General features: G+C 52.0%; 15 protein-coding genes. 10 read left to right on the forward strand and 5 right to left on the reverse strand.

Features of this window, described 5'->3' with window-relative positions:
• Positions 1-43 precede the first annotated feature (43 nt).
• Both ACWHX8_RS15150 and ACWHX8_RS15155 read right to left on the reverse strand, forming a co-directional pair.
• Positions 44-796, reverse strand: coding sequence for a nucleotidyltransferase family protein (locus ACWHX8_RS15150; protein WP_447968969.1), 753 nt, complete (start codon positions 794-796; stop codon positions 44-46).
• 28 nt (positions 797-824) lie between these two features.
• Positions 825-1,937, reverse strand: coding sequence for an aminoglycoside phosphotransferase family protein (locus ACWHX8_RS15155; protein WP_447968970.1), 1,113 nt, complete (start codon positions 1,935-1,937; stop codon positions 825-827).
• A gap of 280 nt (positions 1,938-2,217) precedes the next feature.
• Between ACWHX8_RS15155 and ACWHX8_RS15160 the strand changes: the two genes are divergently transcribed.
• The 10 genes from ACWHX8_RS15160 to ACWHX8_RS15205 all read left to right on the forward strand — a co-directional run bounded on the left by ACWHX8_RS15160 (position 2,218) and on the right by ACWHX8_RS15205 (position 17,081).
• Positions 2,218-2,415 carry a hypothetical protein gene (locus tag ACWHX8_RS15160; RefSeq protein ID WP_447968971.1) on the forward strand — a complete coding sequence of 66 codons (198 nt, stop codon included), beginning with the start codon at positions 2,218-2,220 and terminating at the stop codon, positions 2,413-2,415.
• Positions 2,416-2,620: 205 nt separating this feature from the next.
• Positions 2,621-4,489, forward strand: a complete 1,869-nt coding sequence (locus ACWHX8_RS15165) for a glycoside hydrolase family 15 protein (protein ID WP_447968972.1) — start codon at positions 2,621-2,623, stop codon at positions 4,487-4,489.
• A gap of 155 nt (positions 4,490-4,644) precedes the next feature.
• A complete protein-coding gene (gene gnd, locus ACWHX8_RS15170; RefSeq protein WP_447968973.1) occupies positions 4,645-5,538 on the forward strand; it encodes a phosphogluconate dehydrogenase (NAD(+)-dependent, decarboxylating) in 894 nt (297 codons plus the stop codon).
• A gap of 161 nt (positions 5,539-5,699) precedes the next feature.
• Complete coding sequence (gene zwf, locus ACWHX8_RS15175) at positions 5,700-7,253, forward strand: glucose-6-phosphate dehydrogenase (RefSeq protein WP_447968974.1); 1,554 nt, start codon at positions 5,700-5,702, stop codon at positions 7,251-7,253.
• 353 nt (positions 7,254-7,606) lie between these two features.
• On the forward strand, positions 7,607-8,482 hold the full coding sequence (locus ACWHX8_RS15180) for an HDOD domain-containing protein (protein WP_447968975.1): 876 nt from the start codon (positions 7,607-7,609) through the stop codon (positions 8,480-8,482).
• Positions 8,479-9,873, forward strand: a complete 1,395-nt coding sequence (sthA, locus tag ACWHX8_RS15185; RefSeq protein ID WP_447968976.1) for a Si-specific NAD(P)(+) transhydrogenase — start codon at positions 8,479-8,481, stop codon at positions 9,871-9,873. The genes ACWHX8_RS15180 and sthA overlap by 4 nt, the downstream gene beginning before the upstream one ends.
• A 259-nt stretch (positions 9,874-10,132) precedes the next feature.
• The gene (locus ACWHX8_RS15190) at positions 10,133-12,481 is read left to right on the forward strand and encodes a DUF2235 domain-containing protein (protein WP_447968977.1); all 2,349 of its coding nucleotides are present in this window, start codon (positions 10,133-10,135) and stop codon (positions 12,479-12,481) included.
• Between the two features lie 19 nt (positions 12,482-12,500).
• Complete coding sequence (locus ACWHX8_RS15195; RefSeq protein WP_447968978.1) at positions 12,501-13,655, forward strand: TIR domain-containing protein; 1,155 nt, start codon at positions 12,501-12,503, stop codon at positions 13,653-13,655.
• Positions 13,656-13,913: 258 nt separating this feature from the next.
• Complete coding sequence (locus ACWHX8_RS15200; protein ID WP_447968979.1) at positions 13,914-15,080, forward strand: patatin-like phospholipase family protein; 1,167 nt, start codon at positions 13,914-13,916, stop codon at positions 15,078-15,080.
• Between the two features lie 18 nt (positions 15,081-15,098).
• Positions 15,099-17,081, forward strand: a complete 1,983-nt coding sequence (locus ACWHX8_RS15205) for a tetratricopeptide repeat-containing protein (RefSeq protein ID WP_447968980.1) — start codon at positions 15,099-15,101, stop codon at positions 17,079-17,081.
• Between the two features lie 222 nt (positions 17,082-17,303).
• On the opposite strand, the gene ACWHX8_RS15210 is transcribed toward ACWHX8_RS15205, so the two are convergent.
• From ACWHX8_RS15210 to ACWHX8_RS15220, 3 genes are all read right to left on the reverse strand, one after another.
• A complete protein-coding gene (locus ACWHX8_RS15210; RefSeq protein WP_447968981.1) occupies positions 17,304-19,409 on the reverse strand; it encodes an RCC1 domain-containing protein in 2,106 nt (701 codons plus the stop codon).
• Between the two features lie 127 nt (positions 19,410-19,536).
• A complete protein-coding gene (locus tag ACWHX8_RS15215; protein WP_447968982.1) occupies positions 19,537-21,603 on the reverse strand; it encodes an RCC1 domain-containing protein in 2,067 nt (688 codons plus the stop codon).
• Positions 21,604-22,041: 438 nt separating this feature from the next.
• A complete protein-coding gene (locus tag ACWHX8_RS15220; RefSeq protein ID WP_447968983.1) occupies positions 22,042-24,102 on the reverse strand; it encodes an RCC1 domain-containing protein in 2,061 nt (686 codons plus the stop codon).
• Positions 24,103-24,274: the final 172 nt, after the last annotated feature.

The raw sequence follows: 24,274 nt of genomic DNA on the forward strand, positions 1-24,274 counted from the left end.
GATTCACCATCATCAAAACCTTATACCATTCGAGAGAAAACATCTACCTCAGGGATGACCCAACTTCTCGGGCGGCCAAGGTCAAACGCCCGGCATCGACATCTCGCTGCACTTGTTCATACCGTTCAGGTGTTCCAACATCAGACCAATAGCCAGAATGCAGAGACCCCATAATCGTCGCCCCATCTTCTAACTCCGCGACATACGCATCGATAATGGAAGAAAATTGTCCCATAGGACAATGGGCTAAGACTTGAGGACTCAAGATATGGACTCCAGCAAACATGTGCCGCTGCAACACTGCGGGCTCACAGCAATCATCACGTTGGCCCTGGCCATTAATCCTCACCACCTGATGATCGTTTGTCGTCTCAACCACGCCCCATTGTTCGACGTGAGGGTCATCTCGTAATACCATCGTGACCCGGGCGTGGTGAGTGGCATGCACCCTTTGGACCTCGCCAAGATCAATGTCGATCAGCGTGTCCGCATTCAATACGAGAAAATCTTCTCCCTGGAAAAAGGCCTCAGCTTGCCTCAGCCCCCCACCCGTCCCGAGAATCACAGGCTCCTGGGAGTAGGAAATCTGCATACCCCACTGCGCACCATCACGCAACTCTTGTTGAATCATGTGACCCAAGTAATGAAGATTGATCATGACCTCATGCATACCATACTGCCGGAGCAGCAGCAGGTTCCAGACAATGAGGGAGGTTCCGCCAACGGGCAATAACGGTTTCGGACGGGTGTCGGTGTACGGTCGTAAACGAGTACCCAACCCTGCAGCAAGAATCATTGCTCTCATCGGTGACAACTACGGTCGGCTATTGCCATTCCGGCACATGAGGGGAAAGGTGGACCAACAACGGATGTAATTCAGGGTATTTTGTCAGATTCTTCTGGACATACCCTAATGTGCGAGGGATATCCGCCAGAAATTTTGAATTCTGCTTCACACGATCAATATAGACAAACCGCCCGGCGGCCTTCAGATTTCGTTGAATGCTTGTGTAGTCGAATAGTCGTCGAAATGCGGCGGGATCCGTGAGCAACATCTCCGCCTGTTTAGCACGATCCAATTCTGCACACATCCCATGAACATAGCGATCAATCATCTGGTCAATCACATGTTCCGGGAGCGCAATATAGGAATCGCGAAGCAGAGAAGCCAAATCATAGGTAGCCGGACCGAGCAACGCGTCCTGAAAATCAATCACGCCCAACCGGTCACCATCAACCATGAGATTACGTGAATGATAATCACGATGCGTAAACACTCGGGGTTGCGTCACCATATATTCAGCCATGGTCTGAAATATATGACGTATCTCGCGAGACGCTTCGTCGCCCAACGGCTTCCCCTGTCGAGCCTCCACGCCATATTCCAGAAAATGCTCAAACTCCCACATCAACAACGGAACATCAAATGCACGGTTAAACGCAAGACACGTTGGTTGTTTATGCCGAGCCGAACGAAGATGAATCTGCACCAAGGTATCAATCGCCTGACCATACAGCCGTTCACGCCTATCTTGATCTACCGTCGCATAGGCTTCTGCCAAGGTCAGGTCTCCAAAATCTTCCAGATATACCAACCCAGCCGGCTCATCAAAATAATAGGAAGCCGGAACGGCAATATCGAGAGAGCGAAGAAATGTCAAAACATTCAAAAAGGGCAGTTCCGTCACGTCGAGAGCCGATCCACTTACCGCTTCCTCCGATGCTTTAAACTCTTCAGGATCGGACAATTGCATCAAAATAAGCGAATCTACAGGCCCCTCTGCCAGGGTGAGCCGATAGTAACGGCGATTCGATGCATCACCAGCTAATGGATGACAGGCAACACATTGTGCGGAAAACGGAAGATCGGCCTGAAGAGCCTTCCCAACCAGATCGTGATGCACGGTAGTGTGTGTTCGAAGAACATCCCTCGTCATAGGTACGAATTATACGGTCGATTGAAGGTTCTGTCACGAGGTGAATTTTTGAATGAACGGACCTCAGGCACTTCGAAGAACCAGTCACAGCCTCCACAGGCCGACCAAACCGGCTTATCTTCAACGCGTTTTGAAGAAGAAACGGTTTTTCTTCTGTTCAAGTTCTCTGCTCATCAAGAACGTTTCTCTTAGGTTTTTTCACATTACTACCGATACGTATAGATAAGAGTCAGTACTATTGCCATTCCATGTAATTACTACTTCACGGAGGAGGTGGATTATGGACATTGGAACAACCACACAGGTAAGTTTTCCGCAACACCGAACCACGACCGCCATTGGAGATCGTGATGTCGGGCAGAAGGGAAGTTATTTTCGTCGTCGACCACGTGACAAAAAGTCCTCAACTCCGGAAACATCAACAAAAACTCGTCAACCCAACAAGGACGCTCGACAGACCATTGATATTCGAGTCTAGGAGCACTCGACGACTCTCCAGCGTTGCCCATTCCTTGCCTGAGACTTCGCATGACAACGATCGCGCAAATCCAAAGGCAACGAATGATGGAATTCGACCATTGGGTCATGTATCATTGGCCTTCCTGAATATTGTATAAAACAACACCAGACCTACTACATATAGTATTTCAATGAATTCACTGCTATAGTAAGCAATCAAGATTATGGCATATAAAAATATTGGCGATTACGGCATCATTGGAGACCTTCATACGGTCGCACTCGTTGGTCTCGATGGCTCCATTGATTGGTGCTGCCTTCCACATTTTGACTCCCCAAGTCTCTTTGGGTCCATCCTCGATCACAAGGCTGGCGGACATTTCAAAATTGCTCCGGTACAAGAAGGCAATACCCGACAGATGTACCTGCCGGAAACGAACATCTTACTCACTCGCTTTCTTCAGGATGAGGGCGTCGGAGAACTCACCGACTTTATGCCGGTAGAGTCAGACGAACCTGGATACCGTCCGAGACGGCATCAAATTATTCGAATGGTCTCAGTGGTTCGCGGGCAAGTGCGATTCCGGCTAGAATGTGAGCCGGCCTTTAACTATGGTCGTGATACCCACACCGCTGAAATCATTGGACGAGGAGCTATTTTTCGAACAGCGACCAGCACCGTTGGACTCGTGAGCCCCATTCCTCTCAAAGTACGAGAAGGGACAGCCTATAAAGAGTTTCTGGTCAAACAAGGTGAAAGCCTGACGTTTTTTCTAGAATTTGCTGATAACAACGGGGAAACCGATTTACTGGCTAACCCCGAGACTGGAAATGAAGCCTTTCAAAATACCTCGGCGTTTTGGCAACGATGGCTCGGACAGTGTCAATACGATGGTCGTTGGCGAGAAATGGTGCACCGTTCAGCACTCACGCTCAAACTCCTCACCTATGCCCCAACTGGAGCGATCGTCGCGGCTCCGACAACCAGTCTTCCCGAGCACATCGGTGGCCCACGCAATTGGGACTATCGATATACATGGATCAGGGACGCCGCATTTTCACTCTACGGACTGCTTCGTTTGGGCTTCACGGTTGAAGCCGCTCGGTTTATGGATTGGCTCAACGCCCGCTGTCATGAACTCAACCCAGATGGCTCACTTCAACTGGTCTATGGAATCGATGGTCGACGGGATTTAGCTGAAGAAGAATTGAATCATCTCGATGGGCATCGCGGCTCGCGCCCAGTCCGGATCGGCAATGGGGCCGCGAATCAACTGCAATTGGATATTTACGGCACCATCATGGATGCCGTGTACCTTTATAATAAACATGGATCACCAATCTCCTACGATTTATGGGTCAATCTTTGCCGCCTCTTAGACTACGTCTGCAAAAACTGGGAACAGCCCGACGAAGGCATCTGGGAAGTTCGTGGAGGCCGACAGCACTTTGTCTATTCCAAAGTCATGTGCTGGGTCGCCCTTGATCGAGGAATTCGTCTTGCCGATAGCCGGGGATATCCAGGGAATCGAGCACGATGGATGGCGGAACGCGACCGCATCTATACCGATGTCATGGAAAAAGGGTGGAATCCTAAAGTCGGCGCCTTTGTGCAATCGTATGGAAGTGAAGCCCTCGACGCCTCCAATCTCATCATGCCGCTCGTCTTCTTTGTCTCACCAACCGACCCCCGCATGCTCTCAACCATTGACCGGACATTGGAACAGCTGGCCCTTGGCAGTCTCGTCTACCGCTACGAAGTCGGCAAAGCCGCATCAGACGGACTTGAAGGCGAAGAAGGTACCTTCAGCTTATGTACCTTCTGGCTGGTTGAAGCCTTAACGAGAGCTGGCCGACTCACCGAAGCACGCCTTATTTTCGAAAAAATGTTAAGCTATACGAATCATCTTCGTTTGTATGCCGAAGAAGTGTCGCATACAGGCGAACAATTGGGAAACTTTCCACAAGCTTTTACACATTTTGGCCTGATCACGGCAGCTTCAAATCTTGATCTGGCCTTAAATTCTCGAAAAGGCACCCATACCGTGGTTCGACGCAGCCGATCATCGGCAAAAAAACCAAGTAACAGATAACAAGCGTTCCAGACAGAATCATCGTCATGTATAGACTGTGGCGAATCTCAATAATTACCACGTAATGATTCCAACCCACACCGTAAAATCATAGGCAGCAACTGTTGGAAATTCTGTAAAAACGGCTATAGCTATCACTCCAGGGAGGGAACACTATGGAACTCGGATTTATCGGCCTCGGCAAGATGGGCATGAATATGGTCACCCGGCTTCGCCAACAAGACCATCGCGTCGTCGTGTATGACCGTGCGGCCAATCTTGTTACAGAAGCAGAAGACAAGGGATGCATTGGAGCAGCATCGTTAGAAGATCTGGTCTCGAAGCTTTCGACACCTCGCGCTGTCTGGGTCATGGTCCCCTCCGGCGCTCCAACCGAAGAAACGATTGACGCGGTTTCCAAACTCTTGACTCGTGACGATATTATTATTGATGGCGGCAACACGAAGTTCCATGACGATGTGCGACGTGCGGCGAGCCTTCAACAATTAGGATTACACTACGTTGACGCAGGAACAAGCGGAGGCATCTGGGGGTTACAGATTGGTTATTGCCTCATGGTTGGAGGAGAACAATCCACCGTAAATCGGCTCGAACCCATTTTCACGACACTCGCACCACCAAACGGCTGGGCGCATGTGGGAGGGGCTGGAGCCGGACACTATGTCAAGATGGTCCATAACGGCATCGAATACAGTATGATGCAAAGCTATGCTGAAGGGTTTGAACTCATGTCCAAGAGTTCGTACAACCTCAATCTTCCACAGATTGCCGACTTGTGGATGCAGGGAAGCGTCATTCGCTCATGGCTCTTAGAATTGGGGGCCTCGGCGCTGAAAGAAGATCCCAAACTCGAAAAACTCAAAGGCTTTGTGCAAGATTCAGGGGAAGGCCGATGGATGCTCATGGATGCCATCGAAAAAGACGTCCCCGTCCCAACCCTATCGACAGCACTCTTTACGCGCTTCCGTTCACGTCAAGAAGAGTCATTTGCTGAAAAAATGCTCGCGGCGCTCCGGAATGCCTTCGGCGGACATAGTGTCAAACGCTAAAATCAAGAGAATTGAAATTGACCAAAGTCCCTTAACGTATTAGGGTGAAAAATGGCTGACCTTACTGATCATCCTTCTCTCGATGACCTGTGGTCTTCTTTCGACGAAGAATTCTGGGGAAGCGGTTTATGACGTTCGACATTTAACCTCAAAGGTGTATCATGCCAACGACGCCGTCAACACAACAAACGTCTGACAATCCTGAAACAACCCAATCGGTCATCGCCGAACCCTGCACGCTCATTATCTTCGGAGCCTCAGGAGACCTCACCCGTCGGAAACTGCTACCAGCGATCTACAACCTGTTGCTCGACAGTCTCCTGCCCGAGAATTATGCCGTGCTGGGACTGGGGGGACGAACGAAAATGAGTGACGAGGCATTTGGGGATATCGCTCGGGATGGAATCGAGAAATTCTCACGGCAAACGATGGACGAGGAAAAATGGAAGGACTTTCAACGTCGGTTATTTTACATGAATGGGCCAATTGATGATGCCACGACCTATACAACCATGAAATCACGGCTGGAAAAGATCGAATCGACATTCAATTTACCGGGACATCGAATTTTTTATTTGGCCATCCCACCGACAACGTTCAAGCCAGCCTGTCAAGGCTTGCACCAAGCTGGATTGATTTATGATGTCAATGACCCATCACACTATTCCCGCGTGATTGTCGAAAAACCCATCGGCCGCGACTTAGAATCAGCAAAAGAAATCAACGCGATTACCGGTCAAGTGTTCGATGAATCACAGATCTATCGTATTGACCACTACCTCGGAAAAGAAACCGTTCAGAATATCATGGTCCTGCGCTTTGCCAACGCCATATTTGAACCAATCTGGAACCATCGATACATCGATCATGTGCAACTCACAGTCAGCGAAGCGGAAACGCTCGGCACTCGCGCCTCCTACTACGAAGAAGCCGGAGCCTTACGCGATATGATTCAAAACCACATTTTACAACTACTCTGCCTTATCGCGATGGAGCCGCCGTACTCGCTTGACCCCGACGTCGTCAGAAATACGAGGATGGACGTCCTCCGGGGGCTGCGACCCATACGCGGGAAAGACGTTGAGCACATGACCGTTCGTGCGCAATACTCCCACGGAACCATTCAAGGAAAAGAGTTTCCTGGTTATCGACGAGAAGAAGGGGTACGTCCCGACTCGACGACTGAGACCTATGTGGCGTTAAAAGTCTTTGTTGAAAATTGGCGTTGGGCTGGTGTGCCGTTTTATATCCGCACGGGAAAAGCCATGCCCAAACGCGCATCGGAAATCGCCGTTCAATTCAAAGACATTCCGCAAATCCTCTTTAATGCTAATCCCAACATCCCGCAAGCCCCCAATCTCCTGACCTTACGCATTCAACCCGAAGAAGGCATGGCCTTGCGGATCATATCGAAGCGGCCAGGGAGTAAAGCCAAAACACATCCGGTAGAGATGAACTTTAAATATGGTGACGCCTTTGATGCCCCATCGCCGGAAGCCTACGAACGTCTGCTCTTAGATGTCATGACTGGAGATGCCTCGCTCTTCATGCGTCGTGATGCCGTGGAAGCGTCATGGACCTGGGTTACGGATATTCTCAAAGGCTGGGAAGACCATGGAACGAAATGGCTCCCCGAATATCCAGCCGGCACCTGGGGTCCGATCGAAGCTGACAAACTCATCGAAACCGATGGCCGAAAATGGCGCTTGGTGTAAGCCCTTAGTTCACGCATACTATTACCTGTTCTCAAATACTTCTTCATGTAAGGAACCCACCTTACACTTCCCAATGCCTATACTAAATGTCCATAAAAGACTCCAACCCTTTTATGTATTTTCGAACGTGTCAGCCCTGGCACTACTCAAGCGATTCAGTGACTTGTAGGTGGATGACAAAACCTCGCAACACTCACCTTGACCCCATTTAATGACTTTAAGCAGGCCTTTTCACTGAGACATATCTTCGGACAACTGACCATCAGTCCTGCCATTTCCTTAGACAGCCTTAAGCTATAAATCCAGTCCTTGGACACCCTCAAGGGTCAGCCTCGTCAAACCGACAAGAGGATATGGGTACGCCATCATCGATTATGCCTGAGCAAGAACTGCTTGAAGGTCTTCGGGCATCTCTTCAAGACAAACTCGAGCAGGAGGACATGGATCTTCCATTGTTGCCACAAGTGGCCAATCAAGTCTTAACCGACTCAGGCGACCCCAACGCGGATGTCGGAAAACTGTCATCGCTTATTCAACAGGATCAATCCTTGGCAGGACAAATTTTACGAATCGCTAATTCCCCAGCGTATCTCCCTCGATCACCAATCGTCTCATTGCAGCAAGCCATCGCCTGGCTGGGATTGAACATGCTCTCCGGCATTGCGTTTTCGATATCGGTTCAATCAGGCGTATTCAACATCAAAGGCTATGAAAGCTCCGTCAAAGATCTTTGGCGCCATGCCTTGACCACGGGGCTATATGGAAAAGAAATTGCTCGGAAGATGCGCCATAACGTTGAAAATGCGTTTCTCTGCGGATTACTCCACGCAATCGGGAAACCGGTCGTACTCCATACACTCATCGGCATGAAAAAAAGCAACGATGCGCCTCTCCCCTGGACGGTCATTGAACAGCTCATGCAGGACTATCATGTACAGATGGGCGGGTCTATCGCTCAAAGCTGGAAACTCCCGGAACCAGTCCGCGAAGCCATTCTCTTGTACCAAGACCACACGTACGCGCAAGCCACCTCGCCAACCAAGGGCGCGATCATTACCTGCCTGGCGGACCATATGGCATCGTTTCACCTCCACCCGGATTCAATACCTGAAGCGACCCTTCGAACACTCCCGGTCGTCCAGGACTTAAACTTCTACCCCGAAGATATGAATGCCTTACTAGAACTGCGGGACACCATTCATGCCACGGTAGAATGCATGATCTTATGAGTCACAGCGCCACATACGACATCGTGGTTATTGGCAGCGGACCGGCCGGTCAAAAAGCCGCGATCCAAGGGGCCAAAGCCGGAAAGCGCGTCGCCCTCATCGAACAAAATCGTGAAGTGGGAGGGTCATGCGTCTACCACGGAACGATTCCAAGTAAAACACTACGAGAAAGCGCTCTACAGATTGTTCGATTTCAAAGCACAAACGAAGTCTTTGAATTCAAGATGCGGGATGACATCAAAATTGCCAGTCTCATGAAACGACTCAATCAGGTCGTGAACGCTCATGGTCAGTTTATGACTGAACAGATTGGTCGAAATAACATTGACCGGTTCCATGGCCGTGCCCAATTCCGATCGGATCGAGAAATCGCCATCCAAAGTCTCGATGGTCAATCCCAGACACTCACGGCCGATCTGATTGTCGTGGGAACGGGGTCAAGTCCGCGCGTACCGGACAACATTCCCGTCGACCATGAACACATTTTCGACAGCGATTCCATTCTGTCACTCGTCTACCTCCCCAAATCCCTCACCGTCTTGGGAGGCGGAGTCATCGCCAGTGAATACGCGTCAATCTTCGCGCTACTCGGTGTTCAGGTCACGATGATTGATTCGGCCGATCGCCCACTTCGATTTCTGGACAAAGAACTCACCGATGAATTTTGTGGAGCCTTTCAGGATAGTGGCGGACGCTATCGTGGAGAACAATCAATCAAAGACGCACGTTGGGATGGCTACTCCAACGTCATCACCACACTCGAAAACGGAGACACGATTGAAAGCGAAAAACTATTGGTCGCCCTCGGACGCATCGCTAACATCAAACAACTAAACATCGAAGCCGCCGGACTTACCCCGACCAATCGAGGGCTCATTCCCGTCAACGAGCAATGTCAAACCACGGTGCCGCATATCTATGCCGTCGGTGATGTGATTGGCCCGCCGTCGCTAGCCTCCTGCTCGATGGAACAAGGACGGCGAGCGGTCTGTCACGCCCTAGGCTTAGATTCAGGAGTCAACCCTGAAAACATTCCCATGGGTATTTACACGATCCCAGAAATGTCCAGTGTGGGATTAAGCGAACACGAAGCGATCGAAAAATTCGGAGGAGCCATTGTCGGACGATCGAAATTCAACGAAATCGCGCGCGGGCAAATTTCCGGCATGACCATCGGCCTGCTGAAGATGATCGCCGATTCCAAAGGCGAACGACTGCTTGGCGTCCATATCGTCGGAGAAGGCGCCACCGAACTCATTCACATCGGGCAGATGGGCTTACTCCATGATGTCAAGATCGATAGTTTTGTAGAAAACATCTTCAATTTCCCCACCCTCGCCGAAGCCTACCGTGTCGCCGCCCTCGACATCACTAAGCAACGCCGCCGGTAAAAGAGTATCGGCTCGCCCCCTCAACTCACGACACAATCGGATTATCAAAAGCGATACGTCATGTATCCTTTTCGATAACAGATCATTACCAACACATTTTTCCAGACGACATTCCTTCGCCAACCTCATAGAAACTCCAAGAATTTTCTAGAAATTGCTTCTACCGTTTTTGCAACACACGTGGGAATCTTTATTGCACTTCTCAATAATTAACAAGCACGCAGGACTTTCAGGCCACAGACACAGAGCGAGGATGACCATGAGCAAACACATTGTCTTATTCTCAGACGGGACCGGAAATAGCTCAGCCAAGCTCTTTAAAACAAACGTCTGGCGGCTCTATCAAGCCTTGGACCTTTCAGACTCAGATGATTCCTCTCCCGATTTACCCACGCAGATTACCTATTACGATGATGGCGTCGGCACTTCGGCGTTTAAGCCGCTAGCCTTACTTGGCGGAGCTTTCGGATGGGGACTGAAACGCAACGTGATCGACCTCTACACCTTTCTCTCACGGAACTACAACACTGGCGATCAGATTTATTGTTTTGGTTTTAGCCGAGGAGCGTTTACAATCCGCGTGCTGTCCGAGCTCGTTCGATGTCAAGGTCTTGTGACCGCTCAGAACACGCGAGAACTCCAGAAGCTCGCCACCGATACCTTCAACAAACACAGACGCCTGTGCCGGCGAGGACACTACAAAAATAAACTAAAATCTCTATTCAGGCTCATAGGATTAAGCACAGCAGCAGACGCTCTTGGAGAATCATATCCAACGCCAGACACTGTACTCGGACCTCACATTACCTTCCTTGGATTGTGGGACACGGTTTCGGCCTATGGATTGCCCATCGATGAATTGACTCGTGCATGGAATGCCGTGTTTCCAATACGACCGAAACACATCCTTGACAAGAACGTGCATCGCGCCTGTCATGCCCTCGCACTCGACGATGAGCGAAACTCTTTTCATCCTCAACTGCTGAGCGAACATGAAGAGACCGACAACGGACGCATCCATGCCCAACACATCGAAGATGAACGCGTGACTCAAGTCTGGTTCGCCGGAGCGCATACGAATGTTGGGGGCGGATACCCTGATGACGGGTTATCCTACGTCTCTCTTGCATGGATGATGCGGGAAGCTGAACGAACAAACCTTCGGTTTAAAAAACATGACTATGAACGGATTTTAGAAAAAGCCAATCCTCTGGGAAAAATCTACGATGCCAGACAGGGGTTGGGTGGAGCGTATCGATACTTGCCGAGGAAGATGGAATGTCTGACTAATAACGATGATGATCGCAATGATCCCATCAGAATTGCGCGTCCGAAAATTCACGAAAGCGTTATCCAACGAATTCGTGCAGGAGTCGATGGGTATGCGCCTATCGGACTTCCAGCACGGTATGCCATTGTGCAATCCGATGGACAGATCATCGATCAACCCGTGCAAGACGAAACGCCATCAAAACTGATCGAGCACGTCTCAACGGCTCAATCCCGAACCCAAGGGCAGGAATCCGTGTGGAATCTGGTGTGGTGGAAACGCATAGCCTATTTTGCCTCAGTGATGGTCGTCGGTGGACTTCTAGCCTTCCCACTCTACAGACCGCCAACTGAAGCCTGTACAGGAGCCCTTTGCGCGATTTCCCCCATCATTTCCGGAATTGGTATCTTTCTTCCCGACCTGTTGAGCCCCTGGCTCGAAGCGTTCAAAAGCCATCCCGGCACATTGAGTGGCCTCGTACTTCTACTCATCGTCCTTATCTACATTGGATGCCGCATTCAGGTTTCCATCACGGATCACATGCGAACCCTATGGAAGCCATTCACGCATCCCACAGCACCTTCAACTCCTAAGAGTACCCTTCCCAATGACATCATCTATCGATTTCGAACGCATTGGCTGTATCAAGCGTTTTTCAAACTCATGAAACAACGGGTACTGCCGTTTGCCGCCGGACTGGCCTCTGTGATCCTCATCTTCCAAGGTACCAGTCAAATCATATTCTCGATGATGAACTCGGGTGGGCTGGTTTGCAAGGAAACACAAGAGTCGCGGATTGCCTCAGAAGAAATTAACGCAGAGGGGTTTTCAACAAATTCCTTATGCTGGGCCAGTGGCATTCAGCTCAAGGCAGGCCAACGCTATCGGCTCACCCTCTCTATGAACGAGCAAACACCCTGGAATGATAATGGCATTCCAACAGACCTGAATGGATTTACGTGGGAGAAGATGACACGTTCGATGTATGCGGGACTTCTCTTGCGCCGCCACCTTGGTGAACCGTGGTTCAAGCCCATCGCACGGATTGGCAGTCAAGGGAGCGACGAGTACCCGCTGTACCCAACAGCGCCGCCTTCTACGACGCTATCCGATGACGTCAACAATCAGACATCCACGCTCACCACAGAACTCAAAGCTCGACGTGACGGAGAACTCTTTTTGTTCATCAACGATGCCATTCTGCCTGGCCCAGAACCATGGCAAATGTTTTACAAGAACAATCACGGTGACGCGACGTTCATGATTGAACCGATTGATATACCGGCACCGACCGGGCTAGCACGTTCAACCAAAGGGCAAACACACAATTCGGGTTGAGATACAAAGGGGAGCAATCATGGATTACACATTCGGAAAAACCCTACTACACTTTTCGTATTCCTGCGAACTCATCGACGATGCTACCTTTTCACGATTTCGCGAACTGGTCTTGAATTATACAAAGAAAGTGCTAGAAATCGACGTTGATCGCCTATTTATTGAAGGAGAATACGCAAGTCAAAAAATTCTCTATCCCTTAGGACTAGCCAGAAACTCAACATTTCAATCAATTCCTGTGCGCGACCTTAAAGGCCGGTGCTCAAGCCTTGCCGGTCTCGCCTACGAAAAAACCGCGCCGCTTTGGGTCGTGAGCCTGGACCGCAAGCACCCCGACCTGCGAATGTCCCGACGCTACCAGGATTTATGGTCGGGAGAATCCCATCTTCCTCCCTATTGGAAAACCAATGACCAAGAGCTACGTGATGTCCCATTGCAAACGACGATCCTCATTCCACTCCGCCGGGACGGCATAAACTACGGAGTCCATTCGTTTGAAACCTCTAAACGCTTAGAAGCCACGAGCATGGCCAAGGACGAACTTCAGACCATCGCAACGGCCATGTGCAACGTCTACATCGCCAACCTGCAGTTTCGAAAACGCATGGAGCAAACCCGGGAGGCATGCAAACAACTTCAGACATACCTTCAAAAACCCTTACCGGTACTGACGCAACCCAAAATTTTCTTAGCGTCCTCAGATCGTGCCGACTCTCGAGTAATAGACATGATCAAGAAAACGATCCAAGAAGACTACAAAGATGCCTTTGAACTGGTCTTTTGGAAAGACGAACATCAACCGGGAAATATCAATGCGCACTTGCTCCGGATGCTCAGCAAGTGCCGATTTGGCATCTGTTATTTTTCTGAAGAAATTCAAGGAACCAATGGCCGGCGAACCTTTCAAGATAATCCCAATGTCATCTTCGAAGCAGGCATGCTTCACAGCCGCAGCGTCAATAACGTAGACTTTCCGGCTGATTGGCTTCCGATACGAGAGCCTGGCGGCACCCCGGCACCGTTTGATTTGCGTCCCGAACGAACGATCCTCGTCCCCCGCAATACACGAGGAAACCTTAACGTACGAAAATTCAGAGGTATACTGAAAAGACGGCTCGATGAACTGATCATGCCCACGTCGGGAGTTCAACCTCAACGAACCCGCGTGGCCTAGACAATTGAATCTCTTTTTAAGACACAACTCTTGTACACCTATAGCGAAGCTCAATTCGGTCAAGTTAAGTTCTAAGGACTTTCAACGCGGCGTCAAACGCTTCAAGGGTACAGAAGGTCAGTGAATCGGCTATAGCCCAGCGCTGGACAACGTTTCAACCAGCTAAAGTTATGTGAAACGTCTATAAGCATTCCTTTTAACAGAATTCTCATCTATGGCCTTGGCCTTGTTATTATATTTCATCACCAGGAGGTCGACATGACAATGTGGGGAACACTCGCGTCTCGGTATGAAGGCAAGGAAGATCAGCAACACACAATGCTAGCCCTTGACGGTGGAGGCATCCGTGGCATTCTCACGCTGGAAATTCTCGCAAACATGGAACGGCTCCTGGCGCAAGCGAAAGGCGCTGGCTCAAATTTCAGACTGTGCCATTTCTTCGATTTCATCGGAGGAACCAGCACTGGGGCGATCATCGCCGCCGGATTAGCCAGAGGCATGTCGGTCGCGGAGCTGCTCAGCTTTTATCAAGAAACCGGACCGGCCATGTTTGAAAAGCAGTTTCTTTTAAAACGCTGGAAAGCCCTGTACAAAGCGGACCCTCTCAAGCAAATACTTCAAAAAACCTTTGGAGAATTAACAACCTTGAAACCAGATGACCTCGAATGCTTGCTCCTCACCGTGATGCGAAACCGGACGACAGATTCTCCCTGGCCCATGAGCAGTAACCCGCTAGCCAAATATAATGATACATCTCGTCCTGACTGCAATCTGAATATTCCATTGTGGCAAATCGTCCGAGCAAGTACGGCTGCCCCCGTGTATTTTCCGCCTGAAGTCATTCAATGGGATCCGAATGACGACAGCAAGTCCTTTGTCTTCGTCGATGGGGGAATGACACCCTATAACAATCCCGCCTTTCTCATGTATCGCATGGCGACCGAAGCGGGTTATCGACTCAATTGGGCTTCGGGTGAAGACAAACTGCTGATCATGTCCGTCGGAACTGGGGCCGCAGCGACGGAAGATGAAGACGTAGACGACCCTGATCACGGGCTCATCACCAACGTGTCGGGGATTCCCGGAGCGCTCATGTACGGCGCGATGGTTGACCAAGACACGAATTGCCGATTGGTGGGCCGGTGTGTGCATGGAGCGCCAATCGATCGTGAACTAGGCGATATGGTGCCACGCGATACGACAGGAACAGCCATCCCGCTTTCAAACGATCAAGGCCGGCGCTTCCTCTATGCCCGGTACAATGCGGAACTCAGCCAACCGGGACTCGAGGCATTGGGCCTGCCGGATATCCAACCAAAGCATGTTCAGAAGCTGGATTCGGTCGAATTCATACCCGACCTTCGACGTGTTGGGAAGAAGGTTGGCGAGGAGATCGCCATCGAACATTTCGGGACGTTCATCTAAGTAGGAGGAAATTACGGTATGCATGCTTTCATCGTCCGTCCATTTGGCACAAAAAACGGGATTAACTTTGATCGCGTCGACCAAGAACTTATTCGTCCAGCTCTTCAAAAGTCTGGTTATTCTGGCGGCACGACAGGCGAATTCATTCAACAAGGCAACATACGTACGGACATGTTCGAACAGCTTCTTATCGCGGATATCGTCATTGCAGATATCTCGATTCACAATGCCAATGCATTCTATGAATTAGGAATTCGCCATGCTTTTCGGGATAAACGTACGTTTCTTCTCAAGTCGAAAGGAGATGATGTCCCCTTTGATCTAAAGACAGATCGGTATATGCTATATGATGCAGATGATCCGACTGCAAGTCTCGAGACCTTAGTGAATGCGCTTAAGGCTACGTGGGATTCACAAGCGCAGGATAGTCCCGTCTTTCAGCTACTCCCCGGTCTCGAACCCACCGACCATACGAAGTTTCTAGTTGTTCCGACGGAATTCAGAGAAGAAGTCGAGCAAGCCCAATATTTGAAGAGCCTTGGAAATCTTCAACTCTTAGCGGCAGAAGTCGATGGGTTCGCCTGGAAAACCACAGGCCTACGACTTATTGGGGAAGCTCAATTTGCACTGAAAGATTGGATAGGTGCAAAGATAACATGGGAAACCATCCGAAAATATGATGATATGGATTTGCAAGCCAATACCCTACTTGGAACAATCTTTCAACGGCAAGGCAATCTCGTACAGTCGGACCAGGCTCTGAAACGAGCTCTTGAGAATGCTGCTATTTCTGGGAAGGAACATGCAGCAGACCGTGCAGAGATTTTGGCTCTTAGAGGACGAAACGCGAAAATCCTCTGGGATAAGGATTGGCAAGAAACAGAAGGTATAGAGGCCATTCAAAAAGCAGCCCTTGCGTCACCACATCTCCACAGATCGTTCAAACTCTATAACGAGGGGTTTATCGAAGACCGGAACCATTTTTATTCAGGATTAAATGCGCTCGCGATGCTCACCATCATTACCGAACTTGCCACCGCTCAAGTATCAGTATGGGAAGATGACTTCGATACCGCGGATGAGGCAGCATTAAAGCTCAAGAAACTTCAAGCACTCCGGCATGATCTCGGCGCCGGGGTTCAACTAGCGATTGAATCGAAACAAACAGCGCTCGCGCGTGAGACAGAAACTGATCTCTGGGCAGAAATTAGTTTTGCAGATCTAACACTGCTCACTTCGCCAAAACCCAGCCGTGTTGGGCGGGCCTATCAGAAAGCCCTTGCCAATGCTCCAGATTTTGCCCGCAGCGCTGCACGCAGTCAGGCCCTACTGTATAAGCGTCTTGGCATTTTGAAAGAAAATACACAGGCGGCCATGGAGAGCATCATGAAAGAGAAGGAGCACAGTCCAATAACTGAAGATGTTCCCCATGTCATCTTATTTACCGGACATCGTATTGACGCTGAAGGTCGAAAGAGTCCTCGCTTCCCAAGAGAGAAAGAAGCTCAAGGTCGAGCCATGATTAAAGAGGCGTTAATGAAGGAGAAAGAGAAAAACAAGGGCACGTTTCTTGGAATATCTGGGTGTGCATCAGGTGGAGATATCCTCTTTCATGAAGTATGCAAAGAACTCGACATTCCCTCTCAAATTTATCTGGCCATACCACAGAACGCGTACATGAAAGCTTCCGTCGCAGATGCTGGACCGCAATGGGTTGAACGGTTCAATGCTCTCCTTAAAACACAGTCAATAGAAATGCTCTCAGATTTCAACGAACTACCGCGCTGGCTCCGAGCAAAGAAGGACTACAATATTTGGCAGCGGTCCAATCTGTGGATGCTCCACAATGCCCTCGCGATTTCACAAAACAATCTGACCTTGCTCGCACTGTGGAATGGAGAGCCTGGGGACGATGCCGGCGGCACGGAAGACATGGTCAAGCGAGTCAAAGAACGAGGCGCGCATTTTATCCATCTTGATACCCGGAAACTTTTGAAATGAAGACGCGCAGGCGTTCTTTTCCTTCACCATGGGTACACGTAAACGGCTAGGATTCCCCCTACACAGAGTCTGACGTCGACGGCTTGCTCTAGCCGTTCTATGCACTTTTGCACATTCCCCGAGATGAACTCGAATCATTTACCCAACTTTGGCCGTCAATTTCTTTAAACCACCAATCCTTCCCCACACCTGGGGTTCCGAAGTTAGGAATTTCTCTTATCCTTAAGGCGCTTCCACAATTAAATGTGTCTGGCCTGTGACATCCAAGAGCGTGGCCGAGATATCCGTAACCCCCTGCGTCAGCCCCGTGGCAAAGCCACCCTTCCCCACTATACCCACCTCCGGCAGACTACTTGCCCACACCGGTCGGTCAACAATTGGTGTAAGAACACCGTTATAAATCCCAGCATGGTGCCAGCAGTACACCACGCCATTCCCTTGCATCACACAGGTTTTATCAGACCCCGTGCTCACCTCCACGGCCGGTCCCAGACCCTCCGGTGGAGTGGTAGAATAGCCTCCCCAACAACGCACCACCCCACTCACTTGCACCGCACAGCCATATCCCGTGTCTGTACTCAGCATCACAACCGGACCTAAATCATCGGGAAGCGTAATTTGGTCAGAAAAGTTATGCCCCCAGCAGCGAACCCGCCCATTGACTTGCACCACACATGTATACAGACTCTCCGCACTCACCTGAATGACGGGAAGCATGTCCCCCGGTGGTGTGGCTTGCCCAATATCATTCCTTCCCCAGCAGCGAACCCGCCCATTGGCTTGCAGCACACATGTATGCTGACTCCCCACACTCACCTGAATGACCGGAAGCATATCCCCCGGTGGCGTAGCTTGGCCAAAGGAATTGTCTCCCCAGCAGCGCACAGTCCCACCTACTTGGACCGCACAGCTATGGTCACCCTCGGCGCTCAGACCTACCACAAGACCGAGATTCTCTGGCGGGGTGGTGGCTTGCCTGCGTTCGTTTCGGTCCCAGCAGCGCACCACGCCATTGGCTTGCAACGCACAGCCAAAAGAACTAAAAGAACTGCCCAGAAAAGAACTGCCCAGGCTCACTCGAACGACCGGACCTAGATCCTCTGGCAGCCTGGCAGTGGGCGTGGGTTGGGAATCATAAAATCCCAAGCAACGAACCCGCCCATTGTCCCGCACCACACAGTTAGTATCATCATGCTGCCAAACACTTACAGCACCCAGCGGCAGCCCCGAGCTCAAATTCTGTATGGACTGGTCATTGAACGTACCCACCGCCCGAAAGAGTTGCGTGCCTTCGATCGTTACGATTGGCGCCACGGGTCGTACGGCCACAGTTTCTAACCTCTTCACTACGTCCACGGGGGCCATCGTTTGGCCTTGCAAATTCTCACCCCAGCACCGCACCTCTCCATTCGCTTGCTGGGCACAGCTATGCGCTCGGCCCGCACTGACCCCCACCACTGGCCCGAGATCTGCTGGTGGCGTCGCTCGGCCATCGCCATCATACCCCCAACAGTGCACCGCCCCATTTGCTCGCCGCGCACAACTGTGTGAGCGTCCCGCACTCACCTCAAGCACCTGACTCAGACCTTGAGGAGGCTTCGCCCGGCCTTCACTATTGTACCCCCAGCAACGCACCGTCCCGCCCACCTGCACTGCACAGGTATGGGCATACCCGGCGCTCAGCCCTACCACAAGACCGAGATTCTCTGGCGGGGTGGCTTGCCCATGTTCGTTTCTCCCCCAGCAGCGCACCAGGCCATTAGCTTGCAGCGCACAACTATGGGCATGCCCCACACTTACTCGGACTGCTGGCAGTATATCTCCAGGTGGCGTCGCTTGCCCATCGCGATTGTCCCCCCAGCAACGCACCACTCCTCCCACTTGCACCGCACAGCTATGGAACCCTCCTATACTCACCCACATCACCGGCCCCAAATCTGTTGGAGGCACCGCCTGCCCATGCGTATTCCTTCCCCAACACTGCACCACCCCATCCACCTGCACCGCACACGTCAGCGCTTCTCCCGTACTCACTCGTCGCACTGGAGCCAAATTCTTAGGCGGCCTGGATTGTCCATGCCCATCTCCCCCCCAACATCGTACGCTTCCATCCACCCGCGCCGCACAGGTGTAGTCCAACCCCGCGCTCACCCGACCGCGGTCGCCATATGGAGCATGGGCCGTGCGACTCGCCCCATGGCTAACAGATAGACTACTGAGCCCCACCATCAACACCACCACTAACGTCAGACCGCACACGATCCAGCGACTCCAGACATGCGGCCCGTGACCATGTCGAGTATTTATAGGCAGATGAAATCTATTCATGGCAGTCATCCTTTCTGAAAGTAAGGCAAAGAAACAACGTGGGCACGCCAATATCAACAACGAATAACACCGGACATATATTTCAGGGAATCATAAATTCTTGGGCCCATTCACACCCATCGTTCGCTCACTCGACGATCAGATGTGTGAGCCCTGTGACACCAAAGAGTGTCGCCGAGATATCGGTCACGCCTGACATTTTCCCCTTGGCCTGGCCAAAAACATTCACGGAGGCTACCTCCCATAGACTACTTCCCCACACTGGTCGATCTAAGGGGGGTGTAGCTCGGTTAAAAAAATTACTCCCCCAGCAACGCACCTGCCCGCTCACCTGCACCACGCAACTATGGTCTTCCCCCATGTTTATCCCAACCGCAAAGCCCATATTTCCCGGCGGCATGGCTTGCCCATAATTATTTCTCCCCCAGCACCGCACCACCCCACCCACTTGCAGCGCACAACTATGATCAAACCCTGCACTCACACCCACCACAGGCCCCAGATCCCCTGGCGGCGTGGCTTGCCCATAATTATTTTTTCCCCAGCACCGCACCACCCCATTCGCTTGAAGTCCACAGCTAAAACCACGTCCTCCACTCACCCTCACGATCAAGCCAAAATTATCTGGCGGCGTGGCTTGACCATAACGATTATCCCCCCAGCAACGCACCCGCCCATCCGCTTGCACCGCACAGCCATGAACATTTCCCATATTTACTTGCACCGCCGGACCCAGATCTACCGGCGGCGTGGCTCGACCATAACGATTATCTCCCCAACAACGCACCACCCCATCCACTTGCACCGCACAGGCGAAAAGAATTCCCACACTCACCTTCACTCCTTGAACTAGATCCACCGGAGGAATGAGCTGGTCAAACTGATTATCCCCCCAACACCGCACCATCCCATTCACTTGCACCGCACAGCTATTGAATCTCCCTGCACTCACCCCAACCATCAAGCCTAAATCCCTGGGCGGCGTGGCACGGCCTTTGAAATTGTTCCCCCAACAGCGGATCACCCCGTTTGCTTGCACCGCGCAACTGTGTGTCCCCCCCCCACTCACGGTGTGCGCAATGAGCGGCAGGCCCATGTGTAACGCCTGTGTGGATTGGTCATTGAACGTGCCCGTCGCCCGAAAGAGTTGCATGCTACCAATCGGCACCGTGGGCGCTACTGGCGTCACCGCCACACGCTCTAACCTCTTTACCATGTCCACCGACGGCGAGGCCTGCTCGTGATCATTGTTTCCCCAACAACGCTGGACCCCATCCGCTTGCCGTGCACAACTATGCAACAACCCCGCACTCACGCCCACCAACGGTCCCAGATTCCCAGGCGGCGTCGCCCGGCCAAACCGATTATTCCCCCAACACCGCACGGTTCCTCCCACCTGCACGACACAGCTATGCGACCATCCGGCACTGACCTCCAGCACTGGCCCCAGATCCCCCGGCGGTGTCGCCAGGCCTGCTGCGCCGTTGGTGCCCCAACAGCGCACTGCCCCTCCTACTTGCACCGCACAGCTATGGGCAAACCCCGCACTTACGCCCACCACCGGCCCCAGATCCGCCGGCGGCGTCGCTTGCCCATGCGTATTCCTCCCCCAGCACCGCACGAGTCCATTCGCTTGCACCACACAGCCATGTGCATGTCCCACACTGACCTGAACGACTGGCAATAAATCCCCTGGCGGCGTGGCCCGGTCAAACCGATTATCCCCCCAACACCGCACGACACCATTCACCTGCACCGCACAGCCATGGAACCCCCCGGTGCTCACACTCACCACTGGTCCCAGATCTGTCGGCGGCGTCGCTTGCCTAAAGTTATTCTTTCCCCAACACCGCACCACCCCAGTCACCTGTACCGCACAGGTCAGCGCTGCTCCTGCACTCACCGCCACTACTGGACGCAAATTCCCGGGCGGCGTGGCTTGACCTTGCCCATTCTCGCCCTGACAGCGCACCCGCCCATCCGCTCGTACCGCACAGGTATAATCCAACCCTGCACTAACCCGACCACTGTCTCCATACGGAGTTAGGGCCATCCGATTACTAGCTTGGCTGGCTGAAGGACTACCGAGCCCCATCCCCACTATGAACACTACCGTGAGACCACACAAGAGCCAACGACTCCAGACTGGTTGCTGGGACCCATATGGAGACCTAGAGGACAGATAAGATCGCATGTCCGTCATCCTTTCTGAACGTCATGCATACAACATCATGCAAGAACGTTCTTGGCCGTCGTAGAATGAGTTTGAAAGAGGCAATCGTTCGTTGGGGAGCAAAACTAAACTGGACCTCAAGGGTCTGAGGAAAGGTAGGAATCGAGAAATGGAGAGAAGGCTGTGACGTTCAACCATGACGTTCGCTTCCCTGCGAAGCACACTGGTTGCCTTAGCTTGCCTTCGTTCAGATTATCAGTGATCTAGAGGAGAAGCAATTTTTAATGCTTGCCCACACACATACTGGCTTCGATCGCTTGCTCCAGCCGTTCTAGGCCCTGCAGCACATCCGTTTTGATATGGACGCGAATGACGCGCCGATCTTTGGCTGTCAAGCTTTTGAGATCACCCTACATTTGCACAACTGGAAAATTTCTAAGATGAGAAATTGCTCTCATCCTAGGGCACTTCGACGATCAGATGAGTTTGGCCTGTGATGCCCAAGAGTGTTGCTGAGATATCCGTGATGCCGGGTGCCAGCCCCGTCGCAAAGCCTCCTTTTCCTACCTTAGCCACATCTGCGAAACTGCTGCCCCACATTAGTCGATCTATGGGTAAAGCAATTAAATTACGGTGACCCCAACATCGAACCCGTCCATCCGCCAACAGGGCACAAGTACGATTGACCAATGCTCTCACCATTCGCACAGGCCCTAAATCATCGGGCGGGTCTTGATCAAAAGGGGTATTTCCCCAGCACTGCACCGTTCCTCCTGCCCGCACCGCACAGGTATATGTCCACCCCGCGCTCACCATGACCACCGGCCCCAGATCCTCAGGCGGTGTGCCCTGGCCAGCTGTATTTTCTCCCCAACAGCGTACCTGCCCATCCGCTTGCACCGCACAGTAATGGAAATCACTCCCGCTCACGCTCACCACTAGCCCGAGATCATCCGGCGGAACAAAATACTCGCGTCTACTATATCTATTTCCCCAGCAGCTCACCCGCCCATTGGCTTGTACTGCGCAGCTATGAATGGCATTGGCATCCAGTCTCACCGATGGACGCAGGTTCCCCGGGGGAATAGGTGCCATTACCCCACACCTCACCTTCCCACCCTCCACGAGAGCACATTCTGAACGCCCTAAGCTCAAGCTCAACACCTGGCCGCGAAATGTCGGCGGCGTCGCCTCAGGATTACCTTCAGATCCCCAGCATCGCACCACGCTATTCGCTTGCAACGCGCAGTCCCTACCTAGTCCCTCCCACAAGTCAACGACCGGCTCTAAATATTCTGGAACTCGCAACTCTTCCGGAAGCTCTTGAAATGAGTGATACTTCCAACAGCGTACCTGCCCATTAGCCTGTATCGCACAGCCTTCACCAGATGAGATGTCCACCAATTGCGCGACCAGTGGCAAACCGACGTTTAACCTCTGTAAGGAATTGTCGTTGAAGGTGGCCACTGCGCGAAACAGTTGCGTACCTCCAACTGTCACGATAGGTGCCACTGGTCTCACCGCGACATTTTCTAATCGCTTCACCACATCCTCGGGTGGCATTGTTTGCCCTTGCAAATTCTGCCCCCAACACCGTACCACGCCATTGGCTTGCCGTGCACAACTATGCGCCCGCCCCGAGCTCACGCCCACTACCGGTTCGAGATCTCTCGGCGGCGTCGCCCGGCCATCACCATTGTACCCCCAGCAGCGCACCACACCATTCATGCGCCGCGCGCAGCTATGCGACCGGCCCGCACTTACTTCCACAATTCGACTCATTCCTCTGGGTGGCGTGGCCCGACCTTCACTGTTGTATCCCCAGCAACGCACAGTCCCACTCACCTGAACCACACAGTTGTGGGCATAGCCCGCACTAAGTCCCACGACAAACCCAAGATTTTTTGGTGGCGTCGCTTGCCCGCGTTCGTTTCGCCCCCAACACCGCACCACACCATCCGCCTGCAGCACACAGCTGTGCCTCCAGCCTACGCTGACCTCAACCACAGGCTTCAGACCTCCAGGTGGTGTGGCTTGCCCATCGCGATTGTCTCCCCAACACCGCACCACTCCTCCTGCTTGCAAGGCACAGACATGTCCCCCACCGACACTTACACTCACGACCAAACCCAATTCTTCCGGCGGCGCGACTTCCTCTTGCCCATTTCTGCCCCAACAGCGCACGAGCCCATTAACTTGTACGGCACACGTAAGTGCTTCCCCCGCACTCACTCGGGACACCGGACGCAAGTCCTTAGGGGGCCAAGCCTGACCTTGCCCATTGCCCCCCCAACAGCGCACACTCCCGTCTACACGCACCGCACATGTATAGTCCAATCCCGAACTCACTCGGCCAGGGTCTCCATACGGGATCAGGGACATTCGGTTGCTCGCCTGACTGGTCGAAGGCCAACCCAGCCCCACGACCACCACTAACGTCAGACCACACACCAGCCACCAGCGACAATTCGGCGCACAGAAAACATCTCGAGTCCTAGAGAACAGGTGAAATCGGCGCATGTCTCTCATCCTTTCTGAACGTCCAGACAACTACGTTCTGTACACACATTTGTCCCGGATGTGGAATGAGCTTGAGAGGAGAATTTATTTGCTTTAGAACGAAGTTCGAGCGGACGCCGAGGGTCTGAAGAAAGAGAGGATTCGAGAAATGGAGACGGCGATGCTGTTCAAC

Source organism: Nitrospira sp. M1 (assembly GCF_965152605.1).